21 protein-coding genes, 1 tRNA gene and 7 pseudogenes are annotated in these 23907 nt (G+C 69.8%); 9 read left to right on the top strand and 20 right to left on the bottom strand.

The annotated features are described in order from the left end of the window. The first annotated feature begins 150 nt into the window (after positions 1-150). Positions 151-224, top strand: a tRNA-Leu gene (locus tag AMETH_RS14765). Here the strand turns inward: AMETH_RS14765 and AMETH_RS36775 are convergent. Both AMETH_RS36775 and AMETH_RS37970 read right to left on the bottom strand, forming a co-directional pair. Next, positions 213-2054 (bottom strand): recombinase family protein, encoded by a 1842-nt coding sequence (locus tag AMETH_RS36775; RefSeq protein ID WP_156131663.1) that lies wholly within the window; start codon positions 2052-2054, stop codon positions 213-215. The genes AMETH_RS14765 and AMETH_RS36775 overlap by 12 nt on opposite strands. 41 nt (positions 2055-2095) lie before the next feature. Continuing rightward, positions 2096-2269: a hypothetical protein gene (locus tag AMETH_RS37970; RefSeq protein WP_017988039.1), complete on the bottom strand. Its 174-nt coding sequence runs from the start codon at positions 2267-2269 to the stop codon at positions 2096-2098. 735 nt (positions 2270-3004) lie between these two features. Here AMETH_RS37970 and AMETH_RS42075 point away from each other — a divergent pair. Then, positions 3005-3154, top strand: a pseudogene (locus AMETH_RS42075) (ATP dependent DNA ligase); the annotation flags it as partial. 89 nt (positions 3155-3243) lie between these two features. Then, positions 3244-3360, top strand: a complete 117-nt coding sequence (locus tag AMETH_RS42070; protein ID WP_323807004.1) for an ATP dependent DNA ligase — start codon at positions 3244-3246, stop codon at positions 3358-3360. Between the two features lie 115 nt (positions 3361-3475). On the opposite strand, the gene AMETH_RS14755 is transcribed toward AMETH_RS42070, so the two are convergent. Further along, positions 3476-3730, bottom strand: coding sequence for a hypothetical protein (locus AMETH_RS14755; protein WP_017988038.1), 255 nt, complete (start codon positions 3728-3730; stop codon positions 3476-3478). 870 nt (positions 3731-4600) lie between these two features. Between AMETH_RS14755 and AMETH_RS37965 the strand changes: the two are divergent. Further along, positions 4601-4762 (top strand): annotated as a pseudogene (locus AMETH_RS37965) (CpaF family protein); the annotation flags it as partial. A 39-nt stretch (positions 4763-4801) separates the two neighbouring features. Further along, positions 4802-5068: pseudogene (locus AMETH_RS14745) on the top strand (MmyB family transcriptional regulator); the annotation flags it as partial. Between the two features lie 107 nt (positions 5069-5175). On the opposite strand, the gene AMETH_RS14740 reads toward AMETH_RS14745, so the two are convergent. Genes AMETH_RS14740 through AMETH_RS14725 form a run of 4 tightly spaced genes read right to left on the bottom strand, consistent with a single transcriptional unit; the run spans position 5176 to position 9994 of the window. Next, positions 5176-6717, bottom strand: a complete 1542-nt coding sequence (locus tag AMETH_RS14740; protein WP_026153984.1) for an acyl-CoA synthetase — start codon at positions 6715-6717, stop codon at positions 5176-5178. Between the two features lie 14 nt (positions 6718-6731). Beyond that, the gene (locus tag AMETH_RS14735) at positions 6732-7652 is read right to left on the bottom strand and encodes a fumarylacetoacetate hydrolase family protein (RefSeq protein WP_017988034.1); all 921 of its coding nucleotides are present in this window, start codon (positions 7650-7652) and stop codon (positions 6732-6734) included. Next, positions 7649-8431 (bottom strand): cyclase family protein, encoded by a 783-nt coding sequence (locus AMETH_RS14730; RefSeq protein ID WP_026153983.1) that lies wholly within the window; start codon positions 8429-8431, stop codon positions 7649-7651. Before AMETH_RS14730 ends, AMETH_RS14735 begins: the two co-directional genes overlap by 4 nt. A 51-nt stretch (positions 8432-8482) precedes the next feature. Next, a complete protein-coding gene (locus tag AMETH_RS14725) occupies positions 8483-9994 on the bottom strand; it encodes a CocE/NonD family hydrolase (RefSeq protein WP_017988032.1) in 1512 nt (503 codons plus the stop codon). Between the two features lie 156 nt (positions 9995-10150). On the opposite strand from AMETH_RS14725, the gene AMETH_RS14720 reads away from it, so the two are divergent. Continuing rightward, a complete protein-coding gene (locus tag AMETH_RS14720) occupies positions 10151-10786 on the top strand; it encodes a TetR/AcrR family transcriptional regulator (protein WP_017988031.1) in 636 nt (211 codons plus the stop codon). A 148-nt stretch (positions 10787-10934) separates the two neighbouring features. Here the strand turns inward: AMETH_RS14720 and AMETH_RS14715 are convergent, their stop codons facing one another. The 3 genes and pseudogenes from AMETH_RS14715 to AMETH_RS41485 all read right to left on the bottom strand — a co-directional run. Then, positions 10935-11171 (bottom strand): hypothetical protein, encoded by a 237-nt coding sequence (locus tag AMETH_RS14715; RefSeq protein ID WP_017988030.1) that lies wholly within the window; start codon positions 11169-11171, stop codon positions 10935-10937. Positions 11172-11527: 356 nt separating this feature from the next. After that, positions 11528-12716: pseudogene (locus tag AMETH_RS14710) on the bottom strand (IS3 family transposase). Between the two features lie 39 nt (positions 12717-12755). Then, a pseudogene (locus tag AMETH_RS41485) lies at positions 12756-13109 on the bottom strand (AMP-binding protein); the annotation flags it as partial. Positions 13110-13139: 30 nt separating this feature from the next. On the opposite strand from AMETH_RS41485, the pseudogene AMETH_RS14700 reads away from it, so the two are divergent. Continuing rightward, positions 13140-13433: pseudogene (locus tag AMETH_RS14700) on the top strand (alcohol dehydrogenase); the annotation flags it as partial. Between the two features lie 40 nt (positions 13434-13473). Here the strand turns inward: AMETH_RS14700 and AMETH_RS14695 are convergent. Next, positions 13474-13704: a hypothetical protein gene (locus AMETH_RS14695; protein ID WP_026153981.1), complete on the bottom strand. Its 231-nt coding sequence runs from the start codon at positions 13702-13704 to the stop codon at positions 13474-13476. Positions 13705-13729: 25 nt separating this feature from the next. Then, complete coding sequence (locus tag AMETH_RS14690) at positions 13730-14182, bottom strand: winged helix-turn-helix transcriptional regulator (protein ID WP_209436871.1); 453 nt, start codon at positions 14180-14182, stop codon at positions 13730-13732. Positions 14183-14457: 275 nt separating this feature from the next. Here AMETH_RS14690 and AMETH_RS42065 point away from each other — a divergent pair. Beyond that, positions 14458-15135, top strand: a pseudogene (locus AMETH_RS42065) (MFS transporter); the annotation flags it as partial. 55 nt (positions 15136-15190) lie between these two features. Next, positions 15191-15352, top strand: coding sequence for a hypothetical protein (locus tag AMETH_RS42060; protein ID WP_017988023.1), 162 nt, complete (start codon positions 15191-15193; stop codon positions 15350-15352). Positions 15353-15399: 47 nt separating this feature from the next. Here the strand turns inward: AMETH_RS42060 and AMETH_RS14680 are convergent, their stop codons facing one another. The 8 genes from AMETH_RS14680 to AMETH_RS14645 are packed head-to-tail and all read right to left on the bottom strand — an operon-like array spanning position 15400 to position 23789. Next, entirely contained in the window at positions 15400-15768 is a 369-nt protein-coding gene (locus tag AMETH_RS14680; protein WP_017988022.1) for a hypothetical protein, read from the bottom strand. Beyond that, complete coding sequence (locus AMETH_RS14675) at positions 15765-16136, bottom strand: VOC family protein (RefSeq protein WP_017988021.1); 372 nt, start codon at positions 16134-16136, stop codon at positions 15765-15767. The genes AMETH_RS14680 and AMETH_RS14675 overlap by 4 nt, the downstream gene beginning before the upstream one ends. Next, on the bottom strand, positions 16136-16831 hold the full coding sequence (locus AMETH_RS14670) for an arsenate reductase/protein-tyrosine-phosphatase family protein (RefSeq protein ID WP_017988020.1): 696 nt from the start codon (positions 16829-16831) through the stop codon (positions 16136-16138). The genes AMETH_RS14675 and AMETH_RS14670 overlap by 1 nt, the downstream gene beginning before the upstream one ends. 32 nt (positions 16832-16863) lie before the next feature. Next, on the bottom strand, positions 16864-17751 hold the full coding sequence (locus tag AMETH_RS14665) for an alpha/beta fold hydrolase (RefSeq protein WP_017988019.1): 888 nt from the start codon (positions 17749-17751) through the stop codon (positions 16864-16866). Beyond that, a complete protein-coding gene (locus AMETH_RS14660; protein WP_017988018.1) occupies positions 17744-18928 on the bottom strand; it encodes a catalase family protein in 1185 nt (394 codons plus the stop codon). Before AMETH_RS14660 ends, AMETH_RS14665 begins: the two co-directional genes overlap by 8 nt. Then, positions 18928-20271: a Dyp-type peroxidase gene (locus tag AMETH_RS14655; protein WP_017988017.1), complete on the bottom strand. Its 1344-nt coding sequence runs from the start codon at positions 20269-20271 to the stop codon at positions 18928-18930. Before AMETH_RS14655 ends, AMETH_RS14660 begins: the two co-directional genes overlap by 1 nt. A 6-nt stretch (positions 20272-20277) precedes the next feature. Further along, positions 20278-21972, bottom strand: coding sequence for a hypothetical protein (locus AMETH_RS14650; RefSeq protein ID WP_017988016.1), 1695 nt, complete (start codon positions 21970-21972; stop codon positions 20278-20280). After that, the gene (locus tag AMETH_RS14645; protein ID WP_017988015.1) at positions 21969-23789 is read right to left on the bottom strand and encodes a peroxidase family protein; all 1821 of its coding nucleotides are present in this window, start codon (positions 23787-23789) and stop codon (positions 21969-21971) included. The genes AMETH_RS14650 and AMETH_RS14645 overlap by 4 nt, the downstream gene beginning before the upstream one ends. Positions 23790-23907: the final 118 nt, after the last annotated feature.

Here is a 23907-nt window from a genome sequence, read left to right as displayed (position 1 = left end):
GGTGGATGACGCGGACCACGTGGCGGGCATGGTGTTCACCACGTCGTGGCACGGCGTGTCGCGTTGATCGGCCCGCCTGTGACCAGTCGTCACGCAGGGCTACCCCCACTGCCGCGGCGGCAGGCGGGGCGCGTAAAGTCTGGCTGCGCCGCCCCCGTAGCCCAACTGGCAGAGGCAACGGATTCAAAACCCGTCCAGTGTGAGTTCGAATCTCACCGGGGGCACTCACCAGATGCACACAGCCCCTGACCTGGGGCTTCACGGCATTCATCGCCAGCCTGCCGCGACACATCGCTCGTTGCCGCGCCAAGGTGCCCTATCGCGGTCACGTTCTCGGCGGGCAGAACCACCTTCAGCGTTGCCTCGTCGGCCGCGTAGTGCACCTGGATAGTTAGTTGAGTGAGGTCGAACAGCCGGTCGAGCAGCTCGGCCGGCGCCCGGTGGAGGTTGAGGGCCAGGTGCGGCAGCGCGTCGAGGAGATCGGCCTGACTGGCGTGCGGCCGGTCCGGCTGGTCGCGCTCGATCTCGTCCAGGCCGTCAAGCGTGCCGACGAGCGCTAGCCGTTCGGTCTCCAGTGCGTTGTAACGCTGCCTGAGCCCCTGCACAAACGGGTCAGTGGGATCAGCCGACTCGGCCTGCCCGAGAACGTTGTCCTGCTTACTGGCGATATCGGCGAGCCTGCGACGCAGCCGCTGACGCTGCTCCTCGCGGTCCCGGCTGGCGGCGTCGTCCGCAGTGTCGAGCGCGGCCAGGAACAACTCCCGACGGTTCGGCCCGAAGACCCGCTCGGCGAAGAACCGGCTGACTTCGGCCATGATCAAGTCTTCCCGCATGTACACGGTCGGCGGGTGGCCCTCGTGCTTGTCCGGACGGCCACGGTTGTTGCCCGCCGGGTAGCAGCGGTAGTAGACGCCGCCTGGGCGGGTGTGGCCCATCATCCGGCGGCCGCAATCGCACAGCACGCGGCGGCGGAACCGGTAGGTCCGCTTCGCCCGCGGATCGTTCTTGAGGCCGACCCCGTCGCGCGACCGTTCACGCAGACCGGGCTTCTCGTTGATCGCTTCCCACATCCACCTCGGGATCAGCGGCTCATGCACCGGTTCGGCCGACCACACCCACAACTCCGGCGGGTTGTGCCGGTTGCGCCCTCCCCGGCTGCGCCGCGCCCGGCGGTTGTAGACCTGATACCCGGTGTACTTCGGATTGCGGAGGATGTCACGGACGCTCGACTTCGACCAGGCGTTGCGCGCCCGCAAGCCACCCGGCGGCTCCGGCGGCGGATGCCGATCGAGATCCTGGTTCAGCCGCTCCGCGATCGTGTCCGTGCCCAGCTGTTCGTAGTAGCGCCACTTGGCGATCAACGTGACCGTCTCACCACGAACACCGTCCGGTTCGAGCCGAGATCTGGTCAGACCTTTCTCCGCTTTCGCCGCGTTCGGGTGGCGCAGTATTTTCGCGACATACCCGTGTGGCGGCTTGCCGATGTTGTAACCCTCCCGGATGTGGGTGCAGGTTCCACCCCAGGACAGTTCGAGCATGTTGAGCACTTCATACTCAGCGACCGACTGATTGATCCGCCGCTGCAGAATCTGCTGAGCCCGGCCCCCGGTGAGCATGATCGGCTCGTTCGACGCGAACACCGGGACATCCGCGCGCTCGAGCTCCCGCTCCACCGACAACGTCTCATACATCTTCCGCGCGATCCGCGACATCGACTCACAGATCACGACATCGAACCGGCGACTGTCCTTCGGTGCTTCCCCCAGTAGGTCGGCGATGCCACCGTCCCGGGCGATAGGGATGTCGAACCGGTCGTACCCGGTGCCCCTCCCCCGCCGCTCCAGCTCCATCCGCCCCGACTCGACGTCGTAGAAGTGGCAGACGATGACCCACGACTCGGGCAGCACCACCTTGCAACGCTCCAGCTGACGCAACAACGACTGCCGCGGATCCTGATGCTCCTCGGTGGACGTCCGGCCCACCCAAGCAACCCGAACCTCCTTCGCATGCAACGACAACGGCAACCCGAACGGCGACACAGCCAGATCGCTCAACCGGTTAGCCGCAGGCGACGGAGGGTTCGTACCGGAGACACTCACAGCGCACGCTCCTCGTCCGCCGACGTGCGCACGACCTCCCAAGTGGACCGATCCTGCAAGGCCCACAACAAAAGATCACGCACGACCATCCCGATCTCACCCTTCAGCCAGTCACCCTCCACGCCCTCGATCAACCGCACGTCGAGCCGGAACCGCTTTGCGTCGGACACGAACGGCTGCCGACGATGGGAATCACCAGCACCACGGGTCGTTGGCCGCCGCGCGTCGGTCCGCCCTTTAGGACGATTCACAGGAGGCACGACGACACCTTTCCCGATCCTTTTCCCACAACGCACAGACGTGATCGACGCCAACCGAATCCGGATCGAGGCACGCCTAGTGGAAACACGCGATTCGAATATCGTTCCGACACGATCGGATTTACGCTCCGCCACTACACCGACGTCAAGGACAATCGCCAGGCAGCGCCGGCCTTCCACGGTGTGGACCGATAGCCCGACGTGACCATCGCGCCGACAAGACCTGACGCCCTAAAATCCGAGCCAGGAACGCTGCGGGGACAGCCGGGCAGGCAAAATCCTCTCAGCGGGTGACACCCTAGAGCGGCGCGAACCGAACCGGCCGAACCCGATCGTGACCCCCCAGTCGCGGGACGACTGAGCGGCATGCTCCGGCCTGTTCTTCCAGGTCAGCTCCCAGCATAACCAGTCCGAGTAAAGGAGTCTTCGGATCCAGCCCCTTCGCCCCCCGTCGTGGCTGAGCAGGTGTGGAACTGAGGAGAACCTGGTCGGACGGGGCGAACCGGCGCTCCGGGTCAACGGCGACTGGCTTGCAGTCGTCGACTTCGAAGCCCCCTACGCCGACGGACACGAAACAGCTCGCCATACGCGCCCGGTCGCCGCTCCCGGGACTGGGTCAAGACGCCTCTGAGGCAGACGCAGGAGGTGATCATCTGCGGATGGATACCGGGCGAGGGGCGGCGAGCTGGAACGCTCGGCGCATTGCTGCTCAGCGTCCAGAACGAGCACGGTCAGCTCATCTACGCAGGCCACGTCGGCACGGGCTTCACCGACCAGGCGCTCGACGAGACGCGAGACCGGCTGGTGTCACTCGTTCGACAGGCGAGCCCGTTCGTTGTTCTGGTGCCGCGCGAGTTCGCGCGACACGCCGCTGGGTCAAACCCGTGCTCGTCGGCGAGGTCGAGCACCGGCAGTGGACCGGCGACAACCGGCTCCGGCATCCATCTTGGCGTGGTCTCCGCCCGGACCCCGACCCGGAACAGGTTCGACGCGCCGGCTGATACGCCGAGATTGAGGGGCCATCACCTGTCGAGCCGGCGCCTCGTTACACGGTTCTCGAACAGACGTTCTACGTCACTGGCCGCGCATGGAATACGAGTATCCGCAGGTTGACGGTTAGATCTTGTCCGACCGGCGCGAGCGGACTTCAGATGGCCCGACCAAGTGCTGGACGCCGCCGAAGATGAATCCGGCCGAGATGTTCCGCAGCGACGGGAACTCCTCCGGAATAGCCTCGGCCTTGGGGAGGAACACGTCATCGCGGCGCCGCGCCAGTACCTCGGCCGCCGTCGGTTCGCGATCCTCGCTCCCCTCATCCTCCGCCGTTCGCTGCTCCGTGCGCTCACCTGTCCGCTCGTCGATCTGGGTCATGCCTACATCACGACAGTCTCCGTCGAATCGTTCCGAGCGCCGCACAGTCACCGAACGTCACGACCTCCTCACCCACCGACGTTCCTCTGTGAGCTGCAACTGTCACCAAGAGTTCGTGACGTTACCGCGGTCGGTCGGTGCAGGCAGGTCCGCAGTTGCGCCTGGCGGGGACATGTTGCGTGCGACCCACCGGCCGCACTGCGGGGCGGGCGCGGTTGTGTGCGTCTGCGATCCGCCCGTGGGTCAGCAACGGCGATGTGCATGCTGCGGCGCGGACGGCCCTTCTCAACATGTCGGGTTGCCGGGCCGAACGCGCTGATCCTTACCAGCAAGCGCGGTCGCATGGGTAGCTGCCGAAGGCGCTCCAGGCGGAGGGCTCACTCCTCTCGGTTGCTGATGTTTGGGTGAGTCTATTGTGCTTGGTTTGGCGGCCGGAGCCGACGCGGGAGGCAGCGAAGGATGACGATGATCGCGTTCGCGGATGAGGCGGGTGGCCGGGACCGCACCGAAGCGCTCCTGTGGTCTGCCCCTACAGGAGCGCTGCCGGCACCACCGATCGACACCAGGGCTCGGCTGCTGCCTATCGGCGAACTGGAATGGCCCGACGCCGAGCGTCTGTTCCTGAGGCTGCTGCACACCGTCCGGCCTGTCCAGTACGCAAAGCTTTTCGGTGTTCCAGGTCAAGCCCAAGCCGGGATCGACGCCTACGCTCGGCTCCCGCTCGATCTGATGCACGGCGAGTCCGGCGGGCGGGACTACATCACCTTGCAATCTCGGCGGATCGAAACGCTGACCGCAACCAAGATCAAGAAGTCCGTCGACGACCTGCTGAAGGGCGAATGGGCGGACAAGACGTCGGCGTTCCACTTCGACGGGCCGCAGATCATCTCGAACGAGATCTACCGGCCGGGTCCGGACCGGCGCGCTCGCCCTGTTGCCGGCGCCCTGCGCAGCGACACGCTCGACGACCTGGTCGACGCTGGGTTCGACCCCGGCGTGCTCGAGAACCCCGAGGGCTGGTGGGCACCATGAGCGTCACGCTCGGCCTTACCGCCCTGCAGCGCCGATTTCAGGACCCGCTCGGCCGAGCGCAACGTGCGCCGCCACTTACGCGGGCGCAAGGTCGTCAACCACCCGGCCGTGGGAACCACGGACCTCGCGTACGACGACTTCGCCCTGCCCGGCGACCCGCACGTCTCCATCACCACCTACACCGCAGAGCCCGGCACACCCAGCGCCGACGCACTCACCCTGCTGGCGACCTGGGCCGAAGCGCAGAAGCAACCGCAGACCATCACCAGCAACGACGGACGCCGCACTCGCCCCCGTCACCCTTAGATGTGCGACCCGCCCGGGCGGCCCAGCTCCCGCCCGTCGTGATCCACCGCGACGACACGGCTCGACAAGCACGTGATCACGTCGCTACTTTGCGACTGTTGTCCGAGCTAGGACACCGGGGCCGCGTCGTGCTGGGTGCGTAGTGATCGCTTGAGGATTTTGCCGCTCTGGTTGCGTGGGAGTTCGTCGATGAAGACGACACGTTTGGGCACCTTGAACGGGGCGAGCCTGGCTTTGACGTGGTCGATGATGTCCCGGTCGGTCACGTCGCCGTGGCCGGGTTTGGTGACCACGTATGCGGTGACGGCTTCGATCCATTTGTCGTCGGGGGCGCCGACGACGGCGACCTCGGCGACGGCGTGGTGGGTGTAGATGGCGTCTTCGACTTCACGGGAGGCGACAAGCACGCCGCCGGTGTTGATGACGTCTTTGATTCTGTCAACGACCGTGATGTAGCCCTGCTCGTCCGCGGTGACGAGATCGCCGGAGTGGAACCAGTCCCCGTCGAACGCTTCGGCGGTCGCGTCGGGGTTGTTCCAGTACCCCAGGCACAACTGCGGAGATCGGTAGAGGATTTCGCCGGGCGTACCGGGCGGCACGTCGTCGCCGTTCTCGTCGACGACCCGGGTCTGCACGAACAGCACTGCACGCCCACACGAGGAGGGCCGCTCGGCGTGTTCGTCCGGCCCGAGCACCGTGGCGAGCGGGCCGATTTCGGATTGGCCGAAGCAGTTGTAGAACTCCAGGTCCGGGTAGCGTTCGCGCAACCGGTTGAGCACGGTCACCGGCATGATCGACGCTCCGTACTGGGCCTTCCGCAACGAGGACAGATCCCGCGTTTCCAGATCGGGATGGTTCGACAGCGGCACCCACACGGTCGGTGCCAGGAACAGCGACCCGATCCGCTCCTCCTCGATCCGCCGCAGGATCTCGGGCACGTCCGGTGCTTCCATCAAGGTGATGGTGGCGCCCACCGCGAGGTAGGGCATGAAGAACACGTACATGCCTGCCGAGTGGTAGAGCGGCATGCAGATCAGCGGGTTGTCGGTGTCGGTGAGCCGCAGCGCGACGATGCACGAGACGTATTCGTGCAGCAGCGCGCGATGGGTCATCATCGCGCCTTTCGGCTTGGACGTCGTCCCGGAGGTGTAGAGCAGCTGCACCAGATCGGTGTCGGAGGCCGCCGATTCGCTCGCCGGGCCCGGGTCGACGGACGCGATGGTGAGCAATGATCGGTCATTTCCGCGCAACGTGACGAGGTGCTCGATCTGCAGCTGGTCCTGCACCTTGTCAACCTCGGATGCCAGCGCCGGGTCGATGAGCACAACCCGGCTGCCGGACTGACCAATCAGGTACACCAGCTCTTCTCCGGTGAGTGCGTAGTTCACCGGGACGTGCACGAAGCCGGCGCGCGCGCAGGCCAGGAACGCGATGGCGTAGGCGTCGGAATTGCGGCCGTAGGCGGCGACCCGGTCGCCGTGCTGCAGGCCGAGCTGTTGCAGATGCGTCGCGGCCCGGCTTACCGCGTCGTCGAGTTCGCGATAGGTCCACGTTCGATCGGCGAAGGCGAGCGCACGGCGATCAGGGAACCGAGCTGCGCTTCGGCGCAGCACTCCATCCACGGTACTCGAGCGCGGATCAACGGTCATGGCGGGTTTCTCCTTCAGCGTGAGCGGCGAGCCGGTGGAACGTTGTGCAGCGGTGGGCCGGCGACCACGGTGTTGTGGATGGTGCCGATCCCTTGCACCGTCATGCGCACGGTGTCGCCGATGCGCAGTGGCGGTGGTTGCCGGTCACCGTGCCATCCCCACAGTTCGGCGAGGCAGCCACTGCCGCACGTTCCGGACCCGAGCACGTCACCGGGCCGCACCCAGGTGCCGCGGCTGGCGTAGGCGATCAGCTCGGCGAAGGTCCAGGCCATGTGCGCGAGCGTGTCGCCGCCGATGCGGGTGTCGTTCACGAACACCTCCATGGCGAGGTCGTAGCGGCCGTCGCTCTCGTAGTCGGCGAGTTCGTCCGGGGTGACCAGCACGGGGCCGAGTGTGGTGGCGGTGTCCTTGCCCTTGGCCGGTCCGAGCCCGACGCGCATTTCCCGGCTCTGCAGGTCGCGGGCCGACCAGTCGTTGAGGATGGTGAACCCGGCGATGTGGTCCACGGCCTCGGCCACGGACAGGTTGAAGCCCGCCGTGCCGATCACGACCGCGACTTCCAGTTCGAAGTCCAGCACCTCGCACCCGGGCGGGATCGGGACCGGTGTGCCGGAGCCGATCGCCGCGTGCGGGTTGGTGAAGTAGAAGGCGGGTGCTTCGTACCAGGCGTCCGGGACCTCGCTGCTCCCGGTGATCGCGCGGAGCGAGCCGGCCGTGTGCTGTTCGAAGGTGATGAAGTCGCGGATGCTGGCGATCGGCACCGGGACGGCGATCGACGCGGTCTCGTCCCAAGGCAACCGCTGACCAGCCGCCGCGGGATCCCCAGTCGCGAGCACCTCGAAGACGTCGGCGGTCTCGTCGAGCAGAGCGATGCGATCACCGTCGACGACGCCATAGCGCCGCACACCATCGACGAGCAGGGAACCGAGTTTCATGCCACGTCCTCGTCGAAGATCGCCACGGCGCGGGTCCAGCCGGCGGAGGCTCGATGGATCTTGACCGGGAAGCAGGCGACCTGAAAGCCGTGTGCCGGGAGGTTCTCCAGGTTGTGCAGCTTCTCGATGTGGCAATAGCCGATCTCACGTCCCGCCCGGTGGCCCTCCCAGATGATGGAGGCGTCGTGGTCCCGGGCGTAGCGTTCGGCGGTGAACACGAACGGGGCGTCCCAGCTCCAGGCGTCGGTGCCGGTCACCCGAACCCCTTGTTCGAGCAGGTGCAGGGTGGCGGCGCGGCCGACCCCGCAGCCGGAGGTGACGTAGTCGTCCTGGCCGTACCGGGTGCCGGCGCGGGTGTTGATCAGCACGATGTCGAGCGGGCGCAGCTGGTGGCCGATCCGGTCGAGCTCGGCGTCGATGTCGGCGGGGGTGACGACGTGGCCGTCGGGGAGGTGGCGGAAGTCCAGCTTGACCCCGGGCTGGAAGCACCAGTGCAGGGGGACCTCGTCGATCGTGATGGCCCGGCTTCCTCCGTCCATGGTGGACGCGTAGTGGTAGGGGGCGTCGAGGTGGGTGCCGGTGTGGGTGGTGGCCTCGATCCGCTCGATCGCCCAGCCGTCGCCGTCGGGCAGGTCCTCGGCCGTCGCGTCCGGGAAGAAGCGGAGCATGTCCGGGACTGACTGCTGGTGGTCGATGTAGGTGATCGAGGGCCGGTGGCCGGGTGGGTCGGAGGCGATCCCGCTCTGCAGCGGGACCGAGATGTCCACGAGTTGTCGCATGGCGAATCCCTTTCCGGGGCTCACGGGCGCAGGACCCGGGCGTGGCTGGCCCTATCGCGGGATGACGGGAACGAGCAGGTGGGAGGCGTGGTCACCGCCGAGGTGGATGGTGGCGGTGGTCGCCGGGCGGCGCAGATCGGGGTGGTCGTGGGTCATGAAGCCGAGGTCGCTGTCCCCGGTGACCAGTTCGAGGCGCAGCCGCTCGCCTGGTGCGAGTGTGATGCTGGTGGGCCAGATCTCGACTTCGAGCAGGGTCGGCTCGCCGTGCACGAGGGGGATCTCGCGGGCGTGGGTGTGCCACGGCCGGTAGGGCAGTGACCGCTCCGGGTCGGTCTCGCGGTGTGACGCCCTGAGCCAGCCCATGGCCATCGGGATCGGGTCGCCCTGCGGGCCGACAGCCGGGATCGGCTCGCCGTCGACGCCGATGTGCTGCACCCGCGCGAAGATGTCGAGGTCGTCCTGCTCGGCGCTGAGCCACAGGCGCAGCGCGACGGGACCGGTCAGCTCGAGTGGTTCGGACACCGGTGCGGTGTCGAAGCTGGCGGGGTAGGCCACCGTCGTGGCGTCTGCGGGCGGGTCCCAGTCGAGGACGCCGTCGCCGAGGTGGAGTTCGCGCCACTGCGTCTGCGGGAGCGGGAAATCCGTGGCGTCCCGCCAGCCCACCTCGCGTCCGCGCCGGATCGCCAATCGCACCGGGGCCACGCCGTCCATGCGGTCGGGCTGGTCTTTGAGGAAGCGGTCGAGGAAGCGCAACTGCAGATCCAGTGCCCACTCGGAGTAGTAGGGGTCGATGTGGGTGCCGGTGTGCACCACGAGCCACTTGTCCTGCGACGCCGCGCGGGCCCAGCCTTCGATGTTGCCGCGCAGGTGCACATGCAGGGCGCCCCAGTTGGCGGCCGACAGCACCGGAACCGTGACCCGGTCGAGATCGACGATGCGCGCTTGGTGGTACTCGTCGAGCACGGGATGCTGCGGGAGCACCTCGCGCCAGTCGTCGCCGTCGCTGCCGTTGCGCTGCGGTGTGATCTGGCGGTTCCACCAGAACTCGACGAACCCGTGGGCGTACAGGCCGCCCTGGTAGATGAAGTCGCGGTAGAAGTCGGACGCGCCTTCCCAGATCACGATCGCGGCGAGGTGCGGCGGCTGCAGCTCCGCCACCCTCCAGCCCATGATCGCGAGCCAGGAGATGCCGCTGGAAGCCACCTTGCCGTTGGACCACGTCTGTTCGGCCGCCCACTCGACGACGTCGTAGAAGTCCTCGGAATCAGCCGGGCTCAGCAGGTCCATCCGGCCGGGTGCCTTCCCGGTGCCCCGGGTGTCGGCGCGCAGTACCGCGTAGCCACGGGCCGTCCACCACTCGGGATCCGGGGTCTCCCAGACCATGTGCTCGTTCTGCGGAACGAGTTCGTAGAGCGGGTAGCGGTCCGGCCAGTGCACGTCCTTGCCGTACGGGCTGATCGACGCCAGCACGGGAAAGGCGCCGTCGCCATCGGGCAGGAACACGTCAGCCAGGATCGGCGAGCCCGTGCGGGTGGGGACCTCGATGTCCCGTTCGATGCGCATTTCAGTACTCCTGTGAGTGGGGCAGGCGGGCCGGGTCCGAGCGCCGCCGCGGCGACCCGGCAGCCGACGCTCGCCGTTAAGGCCAGTCGGCTTGCGTCAGGAGTATGTCGGGTCGCCAGCACTAAAGCAAGAGGACTTGTATTAGGATGTTGTCCTGTGAGTGACGTGGACGTCCGGCGACGGCCGGGTGGACGGTCGGCGCGCGTGCGCGCCGCTGTCATCGAGGCCACCAACCAGCTGCTGCTGGAGCAGGGCCTGGCGGGCCTGACGGTGTGCGAGGTCGCCCGGCGCGCGCAGGTGAACGAGACGTCGATCTACCGGCGGTGGGGCACCCGCGAGAACCTCATCATCGACGCCCTGCTCGCCGATGCCGCCGAACAGCTCCCGGTGCCCGACACCGGGAGCCTGCGTGACGATCTGATCGCCTACGCCACCGCGCTCGCCAGGTACCTGACCTCGCCCGGGGGTAACGCCCTCGATCGGGCGCTGGCCTCGGCCGGCGACGACCCGGCCACCCGGCGACTGCGCGACCAGTACTGGGACGCCCGCTACGCCCAGTCCGGACAGATCGCCGAGCGGGCGATCAAGCGCGGCGAGCTGCCCGGCACCACCGAACCCCGCTTCGTGCTCGAGATGCTCGTCGCGCCGTTGCACTTCAGGATCGTGCTCACCCGCGAGCCGCTCGAACCGGACCTGCCCACCCGCATCGTCGACGCCCTCCTCCACGGGCTCGTCACGCCCGTCGAGCCAGATCGTGAGGAGAGTTCGGTCAGCGGCGTGGCCGCTGGGTGAGGATGACGATCGATGATCACGTGCAGCAGCATCGCTGCTGAGAGGCAAGCAGCTGGCCGCGTCGTGCCGTTCGGCTCCGTCGCGCTGCTTCACAGCCCTCAGCAGCGCCACCTGAGGACCCGCAGACCCGCGTGCACTACTCCCAGATTCAAGTGCGGCTCACCACGCGCACGCCCGCGGCGACCCCTGGCCGACGGGAACGCGGAGTGCGGTGGGCGCGGCGGACCAGGGCGATCACGCGATGGGCGGGATCTGCGGTGATGAGGAACCTGCTCAGGTGACCGCGGGGGTCGAGCCAGGAGTCGAGGGCGATCAGGTCGGCGCGGACCTTGTCGGCCAGCTGCAGCGCGCTGTGCGGATCGAGGGCGTGCCCGGCCAAGAACATGCCTGCACCAGCCCGCGCAGGCCCTCGCGGTGAACCGGAACCGGATCCACCATCGCGACCGTGATGCCGCCGGTGTGCCTAGGCTCGAGGTGCGGTGCGGCCGCCACGATGGCACTCCGTTCGAGGTGGCCAGCCGTGGAAGCCCGCAGCCCCGTGCGGGTGGGCCGCCCCCTAGGGCCTGTTTCATAAGCGAGGTAGCCACTCGTTGATCGCGGCGATGTGGATTGTGGCTTCGTAGCGGACGGCGAGCTTGTCGTATCGGGTGGCGAGGGCTCGGTGACGTTTGAGGCGGTTGATCCCGCACTCGACCGCGTGTCTGAGCTTGTCCCCGTTCGTCGGACACGTGGGGTGTGGTGTCAGCGATCGTGTTGTGGTGACGGTCGCTCGGGGGTGTGGGCTTCGAACTGGACGGGGCTGAGCATTCCCAGGCTGGAGTGCCGCCGTTGCGGATTATACCAGCATTCTATCCATTCGAAGATCGCGGCGGCAAGCTCGTCGCGTGTTTCCCACGTTTGCGTGTCGAGTACTTCGAGTTGGAGTGTGCCCCAGAAGGATTCCATCATGGAGTTGTCGTAACAATCGCCGACGCTGCCCATGGAGGGCAGGAGTTCGGCGGCGCGGAGTCGTTGCCCGAATGCCCAGGAGGTGAATTGGGATCCGTGGTCAGAATGGAGGATAGTGTTGCCAGGTTCGGGTTTGCGGCGGAGCGTGGCCATGCCGAGTGCGTCGATCACCAGCTCGGTGCGCATGTGGTTGTCGATGGACCATCCGATGATGCGTCGTGAATAGGCGTCCATAACGGCAGCGCAGTACAATTTCCCTTCTTTCGTGGGATGTTCGGTGATGTCAGTCAGCCACAGCCGATTCGGGCCCTTGCTGGTGAACGTGCGGTTGACCAGGTCCTCGGCGGTTTCCTCGGCGGGGTTGCGGACGGTGCAGCCACGGCGGCGACGTCGGTAGAGACCCTGGATGCCGGCCTCGCGCATGAGCCGGGCCACCCGTTTATGGTTGACGCCGACGCCCATCCCGAGGACAAGTTCGGCATGCACTCGCGGCCAACCATAAGTGCCGCGAGATTCGGCGTGAATGGCCTCGATGTGCTTGAGCAGCAACGTGTTGTCCTGCTCTCGAGATGAGGGCGGCCGGTCACGCCAGTCGTAATAGCCCGACCGTGACACCTTCAATACCCGGCAGGCCACCGCGACGTCGATACCGTCCACGGCGAGTTCACGGACCAGCGGGTAAATTACTTTGGGAGGATGTTCTCCCGTGCGAAGTAGGCAGCCGCGCGTTTGAGAATCTCATTCTCCATCTCAAGCTGGCGGGTTTTCTTCTTTTCTTCCGCAGCTCGGCAAGTTCTTTCTTCTCCGCGCTCGTCAACCGGCTCGCTGAGCCGTTCTCGTCGGTCTCGGCCTGGGCCATCCAGTTGCGCAAGCATGACTCGCTGATGCCCAACTCTGTGGCCAGCCCAGAGACCGGTTTGGAGCCCTGACGGGCCAACCCGACGGCACGACGACGAAACTCAGGCGGGTGTGGTGCAGGCACCGCAACATCCTTCCTGGTGACCCAAGGCCACCTCAAGACCGGTGTCCGAGCCACGGGGACAAGCTCAGTCATGCCCCACCCGTGCAGCAGCTGCACACCGTACTTGTCCGCGAACGTCCGCATGACCGACGGCGGCAGCGCCGCGCCACCCACGACACAGGTGCGCAGGTGCGAGATGTCCTGCGGATTCTTCTCCAATGTGGACAGCAGACCGCTCCAGATCGTGGGCACGGCGGCGGCGAAGGTCGGCCGGACAGCGGCCATCATCCGCGGCAGGGGCTCCGGCTGCAGGAACCGGTCCGGCAACAGCAGATCGCTGCCCGCCATGAGCACCGCGTACCGAAGCCCCCAGGCGTTGGCGTGGAACAGCGGCACGATCGCCAGCACCATGTCCTCGGGCCCGAAGCCGAAGCCGCCCGGCGCGATCACTACCTCGGCCTGCTCCGCGTCGGGGGCGCGATGGTCAACGTCAGCGCGCCCGGCGAGCCGCTGTCCTACAACGCGTTCTCCCTGCTCGGCGGCAACAAGGTGCTGGCCGGGTCGATGATCGGCGGGATCGCCGAGCCCCAGGAGATGCTCGACTTCTGCGCCGAGCACGGCATCGGCGCCGAGATCGAGACGATCTCCGCCGACCAGGTCAACGAGGCCTACGAGCGCGTCGAGAACAGCGACGTGCGGTACCGTTTCGTCATCGACACCGCCACGATCGGCGCGTGAGCTCGGTGGGGCTGTCCGCGGCCGCGGGCAGCCCCACCGGCTAGTCCGAAGGGCCGCGCAGGGTCAGCACCACGCGGATCACGTGCTCGACGGCCGCCGCGAACATGGCGCCCCGCAGCTCGCCCCGCTCGGCGAGGTTGCGCGAGGCGAACTCGAGCACGGCGTCCGGCCCCGCCTTGCGCACCAGGAGTTCGGCGATCTCCTCCAGGTCGAGGTCCGGGTGGTCCAGCCGCGTCAGGGCGACCTCCACCAGCAGTTCCTCGTCCGTCACGCCGACCCGCCGCACGCTTCGCACACTACTTGCGCACCGACGTGGTGTCACTCGTCAGCGGACGCCCGCCCGCATCGGCGGGCACGATCGGCGGGACGACCTCGCCGCGGTCGTCGACCAGCACCGAATGCCGTTCACCGCTCGCGTAGGCATGGCGCTCGCCCCACTGCCGGAGCGTGACGATCACCGGGAACAGGTCCTTGCCCGCCGGGGTGAGCGCGTACACCTTCCGCCTGCCCGACGGCGCCTCGACCTGGGTGATCAGGCCGTGCGCGGCGAGCTTGCGGAGCCGGTCGGCGAGGATGTTGCGGGCGATGCCGGTGCGCTGCTGGAAGTCGGTGAACGAGCGGGCGCCGTCCATCGCGTCCCGGATGATCAGCAGGCTCCACCGGTCCCCGACCACGTCCGCCGCCCGCGCGACCGGGCACTCCGGGTCCGTCCACACGCCGTCCTCCACTGAGTTGCGTAATGAAACCATTCTGCCCTAACCTCCAAAGAGTTGCAATTTGAAACCAAATGGGAGGCCACGGGTGGGGCGCGGGACGAGGCTGCTGCTGGCGGCGGTGTGCGGGGTGGCGGTCGCGGGGGTGTACGCCGGGCAGCCGGTGCTCGTCCAGATGGGGCAGGATCTCGGCGTCGCCCGCGATTCGGCCGGCTGGCTGGTTGCCGCCGCGCAGCTGGGGTACCTAGCCGGGCTGGTGCTGCTGGTGCCGCTCGGCGGCATGCTCGACCGCAGGCTGCTGATCGCCACTGGTGGCCGCAGGGGTGGCGGTCACCGCGACCGCGCCAGTCGCGTGGCTGGCGTTCGCGGGTCTCCTCCTGGCGGGCGCGTTCGCGGTGGTCGTGCAGACCGCGGTCGCGTTCGCCGCGTCGATCTCTCCGCCCGGCGAGCGCGGCCGGAACCTCGGCGTCGTCACCTCCGGCGTGGTCGCCGGCATCCTCGGCGCGCGGGGGGTCACCGGGAGCCTGGCGGAACTGTGGGGCTGGCGGAGCAGCTACCTCGCCCTCGCGGCCCTCGCGGCCGCCCTGTGCGTGCTCAGCCTGGTCGCACTCCCCGCGGACGTCCGGGCCGGCGCGGAACCGTACGGACAGGTGCTCCGCTCGCTGGGTGGACTGTTCACGCGGCCGGTGTTCCTCGGGCGCGGGCTGATCGCGTTCTTCCTGTTCGCCTCGTTCGGCACGCTGTGGAGCGGGCTGGCGCTGCCGCTGGCCGGTGAGCCGTGGCGGCTGAGCGAGGCGCAGATCGGGCTGTTCGGGGTCGCCGGGCTGTGCGCCGCGCGATCCGGCCGCTGCGCCGACGCCGGGCACGGCGCCCGGGGCAGCGGCGTCGCGCTCGTCCTCCTGCTCGGCTCGTGGGCCGCCATCGGGCAGCTCGGCTGGTCGCTGGTGCGGCTGATCGCGGGGGTGGTCGTGCTCGACTTCGCCGTCCAGGCCGTGCACGTCGGCAACCAGCACGTCCTCACGAGCGCCTTCCATCGGCGGCTACATGGTCTTCTACTCGCTCGGCTCCGCACTCGGCGCCACCGCGACGACCGCCCTGTTCGAGGCCGTCGGCTGGACGGGCTGCGCCCTCCTGGGCGCGGCGTTCGCCCTGGCCGCGCTCGGCGCCTGGGCGGTCAGCGAACGCGGACGCGCGCGTTCGCCCTGACGTTGTCGTGCGCACCGCCCGCCGGTGACGATTCACGGGCCGCCGCTTCAAGCCGGGCCGGCGACGTCTTCGACGTGGACGACGTGGAGTTCCGTGGCGTCGCGGTGGCGTTTCGACCGTCCGAAGAGTCCGATCGTGACGTCGGACTCCGCGGGCGGCTCGCCGGGGGCCACGTGCGTCAGGACGTCCGGGCGGTACGAAGTGACCAGCCAGCCGCCACCCTCGTCGAGGGTGATCACCCCGAAGTCCCCGGCGGCGCCACCGCCGCGGACCGGGCCGAACGTCCGCAGGAGCTCCGTCGCCTGGTGGGCGAGGTCGCCCTCGGGCTCGGTCAGAACCACGCACGTTCCGTGTTCGAACAGGACCCACGGGCGCGCGCCGGTCAGAATGGCGCGCCAGACGCCGGCTTCGCTCATCGGGCCGCGGGCTGGAACAGCTCGACCAGGTTGCCGGCCGGGTCGGTGAGCAGGATCTGCCGTCCGCCCGGTCCGGTGACCGGCTCGCCGACGAAGGACACCCCTTCGGCGCGCAGGCGCTCGATCTCCGCGTCCAGTTCCGGGACCACCAGGTGGATCCGGTTGCCGCCACCGTCCAATCCGGACGGGGTGGCTCGCGCGCCGGAGCTCGCCGGACCGGACAGCAGCAGCCGCAGGGGTCCGCGGACCACGTCGGCGAACGCGGGGGCCGCACTGGTGTTCACCGTGAACCCCAGGTGCCCGGTGTAGAAGTCGACCGCCGCCTGGACGTCGTCGACCAGGTAGCGGACCGAGGCGTGTTCGGTCATCACACCGCTCCTCCGGTCAGGGCCGGCACCAGGTGCCGGACACGGACATCGATCTCCGCGGCCGTCGCGCGGAAACCCTCGTACCCCTCGGGCTCGGGAATGCTCCAGTGCGCCCGCCGCGCCCCCAGGTCCGGGCAGACCTCCCGCGCCTTGTCGCACAACGTGATCACGTGGTCGAACCGGCGCCGCGTCATCGTGCGGACGTCGCGGGTCCTCCCCGAAACCGCCACGCCCAGCTCGCGCAACACGCGCACGGCGGACGGGTGCAGGCGCTCCGCCGGCCGCACCCCGGCGCTCGCCGCCCGCACGCGCCCCTCGGTGTGGTGCCGCAGCAGCGCCTCGGCAATCGGCGACCGCACGCTGTTCCCGGTGCACACGAACAACACGGCGATCCCCCGCCGCACCGGCACCGCGCCCGGGCCCAGCGACGGGTGCAGCGCGGCGCCCGCCGCCGCGAGTCCCTCCCCGCACCGGCGCAGGTCGAGATGGTAGTAGCTGTCCCGGCCGTCGAAGGTGCTGCGCGCCGCGGTCACCAGACCCGCCTCGCGCAGCAGCCGCAAGTGGTAGGACACCAGGTTCTGCGGCTCACCGGTCAGCGCGACCAGTTCGCGGACGCGCAGGTCCCCGCCCGCGAGCAGGCCGAGCAGCTGCCACCGCAGCGGGTGGGCGGCGAGCCGGACGAAATCCGGGACCATCTCCCCATGGTGCATCAAACCGCCTTGATACATCAAGCCGATTTGACGAGTACCGCCCGCTCGATCTCCGCCGCCAGCAACGAGGGCGCCTCCAGGTCCACGAAGTGCCCGATGCCCTCCAGCGGCCGCCACTCCACGTCGCAGCCCGCGTCGCGGAAGCTGTCCCGCGCCACGGCCGACGGCAGCGCCTCGTCCTCCAGCCCCCACACCAGCGTCACCGGCACCGGGATCGGGCGGTCGTAGGTGGCGTACAGCCGCGCGCGGGACAGCGGGAACACCAGCGTCGCGAGGATCGCACGGTAGTAGTCGATCGGCGGGCCCAGATCGGCCGCCGACCGGAACCGGCCGACCAGCTCGTCCACCAGCGCCCGGTCCATCCGGCCCCGGGAGCCCTCCCGCAGCGTGAACGACAGCCGCAGCCCGGCACGGCCCAACCGGGTCGTCAGCAGGAACTCCGGCGCGAACGGCACCTGGAACGGCAGCACCCAGGGGATCCGCAGCGGCTGCAGCTCCCGGAACGTCAGCGCGGCCCGCACCAGCGTGCGCGGGTGGGTGCAGTTCACCACGACCAGTTTGCTGATCACCGGGCCGAACCGGTGGGCGAAGATCCACCCCAGCGCGCCACCCCAGTCGTGCGCCACCAGCGCGGGCCGGTCCAGCCCGAGCGCCTCGATGAGCAGCCGGACGTCGTCGGTGAGCGTGAACACGTCGTAGCCCCGCCGCGGCCGGTCGCTGCACGGGTAGCCGCGCAGGTCGGGCGCGTACACCCGCAGGCCGTCCAGCGCGGCCATCGTCGGCCGCCACCCGGCCGCGCCCTCCGGGAATCCGTGCAGCAGCAGGACCGGCGGGGCGTCGCGCGGGCCGTCGGCCAGCACGTGGAAGTCCAGCCCGTTCGCGGTGACCCGCAGGTGCTCAACCACGGCCGTCCTCCGGGAAGAACCGCTCGGCGCCCGGTTCAACGTGCTTGACCGCGTTCATGTCCTGCCGCAGCCGGGACAGCTGCTGGTAGACCTCCCGCCGCGCCCGGTTCTGGCTGCCCAGCGGCCGGTGCTCGGCGATGGTGTGCCACGGGTTGATCGACAGGCTGTCCGCCCGGGCGCGCTGCTCTGCCGGGTCAAGCTCCTGCCGGTCCAGGACCAGCGTGGCGACCCGCACCGGCGGCGACAGCCGCTCCGGCCACACGATCGAGGCGTCCTCGACCGGCATCCGCCGCGGCTCGGTCTGCACCTGCAGGCACAGGTCGAACCCGGCCTGGCGCTGCGCGAGCGTGGCCCGCAGCGCCTCGGACAGGTAATCGTCGGACGGGTTCCACGGCGCCCGCCCGCGCGCGCCCCGCGGCACGAACCGGTACTGCATCGCCCGGCCCCCGCCGAGCAGGTACGCCGCGCAGCTCCAGTACGGCGTGTCCAGCGGGCTGCTGTGCGTGCGGGCGTAGAGGCCCTGCATCACGAGGTCGGCGAGGTGGCTGTCCCGCGGGTTCACGAAGTACCACAGCGGCGAGTCGTGCCCGATCTGCCGCTGCAGCTTCGCGTTCTCCACCACGTCCGGCGTGGTGAACGTCGGCGCGCTGATGCCGGTGAGGTCCAGCGTGTGCCGCTCGTCGTCGAGAAGCTTCGGCCCTGGCACCCCGACGAGCTTGACGCCGATGCTGAGCACCCCGTTGTCCTTCAAATCCGGCGGGGCGAACGGCCCGGGGCCGGCGAACCGCACCCAGGCCGGGTAAGTCGCCGGGCGCGCGAACAGCCCGTGCCGCACCGGGAACGGCAGGCCGTCGTGGATCCGCAGCGAACCGCGCACCACGCCGTAGGTCTTCGTGTTGCCCGCCCGCAGCGCGTGCCCGTGCGGGTAGTGCCGGTGCAGGAACCGGCTCATCAGGTCGACGATCTCGTCGGTGGCGGCGGCCTCACCGGGCAGCGGCGTCTCCTCGGCGGGCACCGGCGAGCCGGGCACCCGGCTGCGGACGAGCGCGGCCTGCACGAGCGCCTGGACCGGCGGCCGGACCAGGGCGTCGAAGGCGGGCCGGACCCACGGGTCGACCCGCCGTTCCGCCGCGACCAGCCCGAGCACCGCGTCGTTGAGCAGTTTCAGCCAGTTCATCACGCCGCCAGGTACCGCAGTGCCGCCACGCCGGGCAGGAAGCAGTACGCGCCGCCGCGGACCCGCACGAAGGACGGCAACCCGCCGTGCCGCCGCCGCACCGGCGTGGCCTGTTCGGTGAACAGCGCGCCCCGCCCGTTCTTCGGCGCGACCAGCGGGTCGGCGTCGTCGTGCAGACCGTCGAACACCGGGCTGTTGACCCAGGTGTGCTGCACGAACTCGTACTGCCGGGCCAGGTTGGCGCTCAGGCACAGGAAGTGCAGCCCGCGTTCGTCCGGGCCGGAACCGTCCGCGCGGGCGATCGTGTAGCTGCGGCCGCGGCGCAGCAGCCGGTGCCGGTTGTTGACCGCCACCGACTTCGCCGAGCCCGGGTCGGGGTCGAGCGAGTCGCGCGGGTTCGCACGGCGCACGTGTGCGCCCAGCGGGCAGGACAGGCCGTGCGGATCTTCGGCCTGGTAGGCGAAGCCCTGTTCGGCGAGCGCGGGCTCGTCCCGCTCCGGGGCGAGGACGAGCGGCGCGCCGCTGGGCCACCGGCCCACCATCTTCGCCGCGAGCCGCCGGGCGGGCTGCTCGCCGCCGGCCCGCTCGCGCAGGTGCGCCCAGAACCCGTCGACGTCCTGGCGGAGCTGGCGGAACACCAGGTAGCTGCCGTTGCGGCCGAGGTCGGCGGCGCCGTCGGGGGTGCGCGGCAGCAGGCCGCGCGGATCGGCGTCGGCGGGCAGCAGCGGCCGTTCGGTGAGCCGCCCGTAGGCGTTGCGGTAGCCGAGGACGAACTCGCCCAGCTCGACGTCGCCGGGCACGGCCTCCTCCCCCAGGCCGGACAGCTTCGGCTGGGACAGGCCGTCGCGGAAGCCGAACGGCTCGGTCGTGGTGAGCTCGTCGGTGGGCAGCGCGACGGTCAGGGACAGTCCCTCGCTCTCCCGCTTGATCTGGGCCTCCCGCCGCCGCAGCTCGGTCACGGTCGCCGCGTACACCAGGACCAGCAGGTGCACCGGCGCGGTGGACGGCCCGCCCCACGCCCACCGTCGCGGGTCGGCGTCGCCGGAGTCGCCGAGCAGGCGGCTGCGGTGCTCGGTGGTCATGCCCTCGGCGAAGGGCGCCGAAAACGAGTCGACGACCGCCGCGGGGACGCCGAGCGCGCGCATCCCGGCGGCGGTGAGGGCCACGTTGACCGCGGTCTCGGCCGGCTTGGCCGCCGCCGTGGACACCTGGCCGGCGAGGTTTCGCAGCGTCGCGCGGGCCGCCCGCTCGTCGGTGACCGCGAACACCAGGAACGTGGCGTGCCGCAGCCCGCCGTAGCCGCGGACGAGCAGGCCCTGGGTGTCGCTGAAGTCGAGGGTCATCGCACCTCACAGCAGAGCCAGCCAGGACCGCGCCGCCTCCGCGTCGAGGTCGCGGGTGAGGCCGTCCCGGAGGGCGGAGTTGTCGTCGATGTTGCGGGCCGACAGGTCGCCGTAGGCGGAGTACCAGACGGCGGGCAGCTGGTGGGCGCGCAGGTAGGACTTGAAGGCCTGCTCGTCCCGCGCCCCGCCCCACAGCAGCCACCGGGTGCGCGGGTAGCCGGCGCCGTTGCTGAACACCGCGTTGAGCCCGGCGGACAACTTGTCGATGAAGTCGTCCATGTAGCTTTCCAGGCTGCCGTCGTAGTTGCTGGCGAAGACCAGCCTGCGGCCGCCGTCGAGGTAGACCCACCGGGCGAAGTGGATGGTCCGCACGCCGGCCAGCCCGCCGGTGGCGTAGACGTGCCGGTTGAACCAGTCCAGTCCGTAGAGGACGGTGCGCAGGGTGAAGTGCCGCACCGGCCCCGGTTTGACGTAACCGGTGGCGGTGAACGGGTTCTGCACCCGGGTGTCCTCCTGCTGCGTCAGCTCCGCGAGCCGCGCCCGGGACACGGTCGCGTGCTCGGGCTCGTCGCGCAGCTCCTTGAGGCGGATCAGCGCGGCCAGCGCCGGGACGGCCGGCAGCAGCAGCGGCGCGACCGCGGGGACCGCGACCAGGTGCGCGGCCTCGCGCAGGCGGTGCCCCACCGCGGTGGGGGCCGCGGGCCGCAGCGCCCACGACAGGTCCGGCTGCTGCGCGACGAAGTCCCGGATCGCACGGTGCACGGCCACCTCGCCGGTGCCCGTCCACTCCGGTTTCTCGTCGAGGAACTGCTCGATGCGTTCCCGCAGCCTCGCCTCGTCCCGGATCCGCGCGAGGCTTCGCCCGGTGCGGTGCACATAGGTCGCGGCGGGCGGGATCTCGTGGTCGCGCAGCCACCGCACCCGGCCGCCCGCGGTGCGGGTTTCCGGGTACTCCTCGCACAATCCGAGCAACGCGGACAGCGCGTCGCCGCGGGCGGCGGCGAGGTCGTGCAGGTGGGCCAGCACGGGCGTGTCCAGCTCGGCCATGTAGATCAGCGACTCGCGGCCGTCACCGTCGGGCGGGAGGACGAACACCCGCGCGAAGTGCACTCCGGCCATGTCGCGGAACGGGCCGCCGTCGGAGTCGACGCCCTTGCGCAGCTCGTCGAGCAGCCCGGGCACGTCGCCCTCGTGGCCCTGCCGCAGCGGCGCCCGGATCGTGAGCGGGATCTGGTGCGGCGACGGGCTGGCCGCGGCGCCGGTGCCGGGCCTGCGCAGCAGGAACCAGCCGACCCGGCGCCGCCACAGCCACACGACGCCGAGGTAGAGGTCCTTGGCCACCAGCCGGATCTCGTCCCGCACCCCGTGGGCCACCAGCGAGGTCTTGGAGTAGTCGATGACGACGCACTCCCGGCCGTCCACCCAGCTGTGCCCGGGCGCGACGACCGCCTTGATCGCGGTCACGCCGACCGGGCCGATGCGGTTCGCCAGGGTCCGGCCCGCGGGGTCGAAGACCTTGCCGCGCCAGGCCACCGACCGGGCGAGCGAGGCGACCAGCCGGTTCACCGGCGTGCCCGGCGCGAGCACCGCGGTGCCGTCCATCGGGCCGTGCGGCACCTCCCCGGGCGGGCTGGCCCGGAACAGCCGGTCCAGCTCGTCGTGGGTCGCGCGCAGCAGCGCGGCCTCGTCCACGACGGTCATGCCCGCACCTCCCAGGCGGCGAACGCGTTGTCCACCGTCGCGAGCACCGGCCGCAGGCCCGGGTAGTGCCGGGTGAGGACGGTCGCCATCGAGTTGTCCCGGATCCACGCCAGCCCGGCGTCGGAGTAGACCCGCGGTGTGTAGTACTCGGTGAAGAACCGGTCGCTGTTGAGCCGCCGAGACGCCATCAGGACGAAGATGCGGAACGCCGTGTCGCTGAACGCGAAGCCCTCCGGGCGGCGCTCGGCGAACATGCCGACCGTGAGGTCGACCTGCTCGATGTCCCCGTCGTAGGCGCGGCGGATCTCCTCGGCCCACTCCGGGTCGGCGGTCAGGTCGCGGAAGTCCCCCGCCGGCGGCAGGTGCAGCAGGCGGCGGAACTCGTTGTACCGCGGCACGCCGAGCTCCCGCGAGCGCAGGATGTCGGTGGCCGCCAGGTCCTGCAGGTGCCCGTCCGGGCGCTGGAACTGCTGCAGGTGCTTCGGGAAATTGTGCAGCGTGACCAGGCCCGGCGGCAGGGTGCCGAAGGAGTACAGCAGGTCGGTCATCGCGATGCTGTTGAGGACCTTGAGCGCGTTGGCGCCGGAGATGTCGGGGAATTCGCAGTCGAGGATCGTGCCGTCGTCCCCGGCGGAGCGCAGGCTCCAGGTGTCGCGCACCAGCGGGTGCATCCGGTACACCGCGACGAACTCCTCGGTCAGCCCGAAGGGCACCCCATAGTGGTCGGTCGCGCCGCCCGGGATCCCGCTGACCACCTCGCTGCCGCTGATGCGGCCGAACAGCCGGTGCACCCGCTCCCCCGCCAGGCCGAACCAGTTGGCCCGCAGCGCGGCCTTCGTAGTCGGGTGACTGATCACCGCGGGCGTCCACTCCACGGTGTGGATCTTCGCCAGCAGCGCCGAGGTGACCAGGCGGGCGCGCTGGAACAGCTCCTCGTCCGGCCACGACGGGTACTCGGCGTGCAGCCGGTCGCAGATCGCGTTGTGCTCCAACGTGAACAGGGTGCGCAGCATCTCGGTGCCGAGCCAGAAGCCGGGGACCAGCGCGGGGTCGCGGGATGGGTCGTCGGGGATCGGCAGCAGGCCGTTGTCGAGCACCCGCAGCTTGCCCTGCTCGCCGCTGCGCAGCCAGCCCTGATCCTCGCCGGTGACGCCGTAGATCTGCGAACCGTCCCACCAGTGGGTGAGCACGTTGACGCGGGTCTGGGGCATCGACGCGCCCGGCGGGCGGGTCGGGTCGTCCGGCGTGCGCATGATGCGCATGGGCTTGTCCGGCCACGTGTCGTCGTCGGCCAGCGGCACCACCCACGGGTTCTCCTGCGGGCTGGTGCCGTGGCTGAACCAGTCGCGGATCATGAACTGCAGCCACGCGGCCACCAGCGAGTTCACCGAGGTGGCCGGCACGAACGTGGTCCGGGTCAGCAGTTTCCGGCTGATCTCGCGCGGGCTCGGCTTCAGGACCGCGTCCTCGGTGGCCGGGGTGATCTTGTCGAGCGGGATGTTGCGGCCAAACCGCGAGCCCGCCATGCCCATCGCGGGCTCGGTCAGGTCGTTGTGGCTGCCGTCCACGGACCGGCTCACCAGCCGGTCCGGCGTGAGCGGCGGCACCGGCGGCGTGCCCGTCGCCGGCAGGTGGCTCATGTCGTGCAGGTTCTCCTGGCGCAGCCTGGTGCGCAGCCCGATCAGGTCGAGCAGGCCGAGCGGGACCGGCAGCCGGTCCCAGCCCACCACCCGGTCGACGATTCCGGTGATCATGGTGAACGCCCGCCAGGGCAGGCTGGTGCGATATGTCCGGGTGGTGTTTTCTTGATCGGCCATCGCGGGTTCCCCCGTATTCGTCGGTTGCGCGAATGGACGTGCGAAGATCGGCGCCTTGCCTGCCAGCGTGCGTCGCGAAATGCCCAGCGTGGCACCGGATCACGCGCCCTGTCCAGTA

This window comes from Amycolatopsis methanolica 239 (assembly GCF_000739085.1).
Classification (GTDB): domain Bacteria; phylum Actinomycetota; class Actinomycetes; order Mycobacteriales; family Pseudonocardiaceae; genus Amycolatopsis_E; species Amycolatopsis_E methanolica.
The sequence above is the reverse complement of the archived record's forward strand: the minus strand, read 5'-3'. Positions and strand labels throughout refer to the sequence as shown.

Coding starts and splice junctions, on each gene's coding strand:
- AMETH_RS14755 (WP_017988038.1), bottom strand. CDS start 3,730: ATGACCCAGATCGACGAGCGGACAGGTGAGCGCACGGAGCAGCGAACG.
- AMETH_RS14740 (WP_026153984.1), bottom strand. CDS start 6,717: ATGACCGTTGATCCGCGCTCGAGTACCGTGGATGGAGTGCTGCGCCGA.
- AMETH_RS14735 (WP_017988034.1), bottom strand. CDS start 7,652: ATGAAACTCGGTTCCCTGCTCGTCGATGGTGTGCGGCGCTATGGCGTC.
- AMETH_RS14730 (WP_026153983.1), bottom strand. CDS start 8,431: ATGCGACAACTCGTGGACATCTCGGTCCCGCTGCAGAGCGGGATCGCC.
- AMETH_RS14725 (WP_017988032.1), bottom strand. CDS start 9,994: ATGCGCATCGAACGGGACATCGAGGTCCCCACCCGCACGGGCTCGCCG.
- AMETH_RS14715 (WP_017988030.1), bottom strand. CDS start 11,171: ATGTTCTTGGCCGGGCACGCCCTCGATCCGCACAGCGCGCTGCAGCTG.
- AMETH_RS14690 (WP_209436871.1), bottom strand. CDS start 14,182: ATGGTTTCATTACGCAACTCAGTGGAGGACGGCGTGTGGACGGACCCG.
- AMETH_RS42060 (WP_017988023.1), top strand. CDS start 15,191: ATGGTCTTCTACTCGCTCGGCTCCGCACTCGGCGCCACCGCGACGACC.
- AMETH_RS14680 (WP_017988022.1), bottom strand. CDS start 15,768: ATGAGCGAAGCCGGCGTCTGGCGCGCCATTCTGACCGGCGCGCGCCCG.
- AMETH_RS14675 (WP_017988021.1), bottom strand. CDS start 16,136: ATGACCGAACACGCCTCGGTCCGCTACCTGGTCGACGACGTCCAGGCG.
- AMETH_RS14670 (WP_017988020.1), bottom strand. CDS start 16,831: ATGGTCCCGGATTTCGTCCGGCTCGCCGCCCACCCGCTGCGGTGGCAG.
- AMETH_RS14660 (WP_017988018.1), bottom strand. CDS start 18,928: ATGAACTGGCTGAAACTGCTCAACGACGCGGTGCTCGGGCTGGTCGCG.
- AMETH_RS14655 (WP_017988017.1), bottom strand. CDS start 20,271: ATGACCCTCGACTTCAGCGACACCCAGGGCCTGCTCGTCCGCGGCTAC.
- AMETH_RS14650 (WP_017988016.1), bottom strand. CDS start 21,972: ATGACCGTCGTGGACGAGGCCGCGCTGCTGCGCGCGACCCACGACGAG.
- AMETH_RS14645 (WP_017988015.1), bottom strand. CDS start 23,789: ATGGCCGATCAAGAAAACACCACCCGGACATATCGCACCAGCCTGCCC.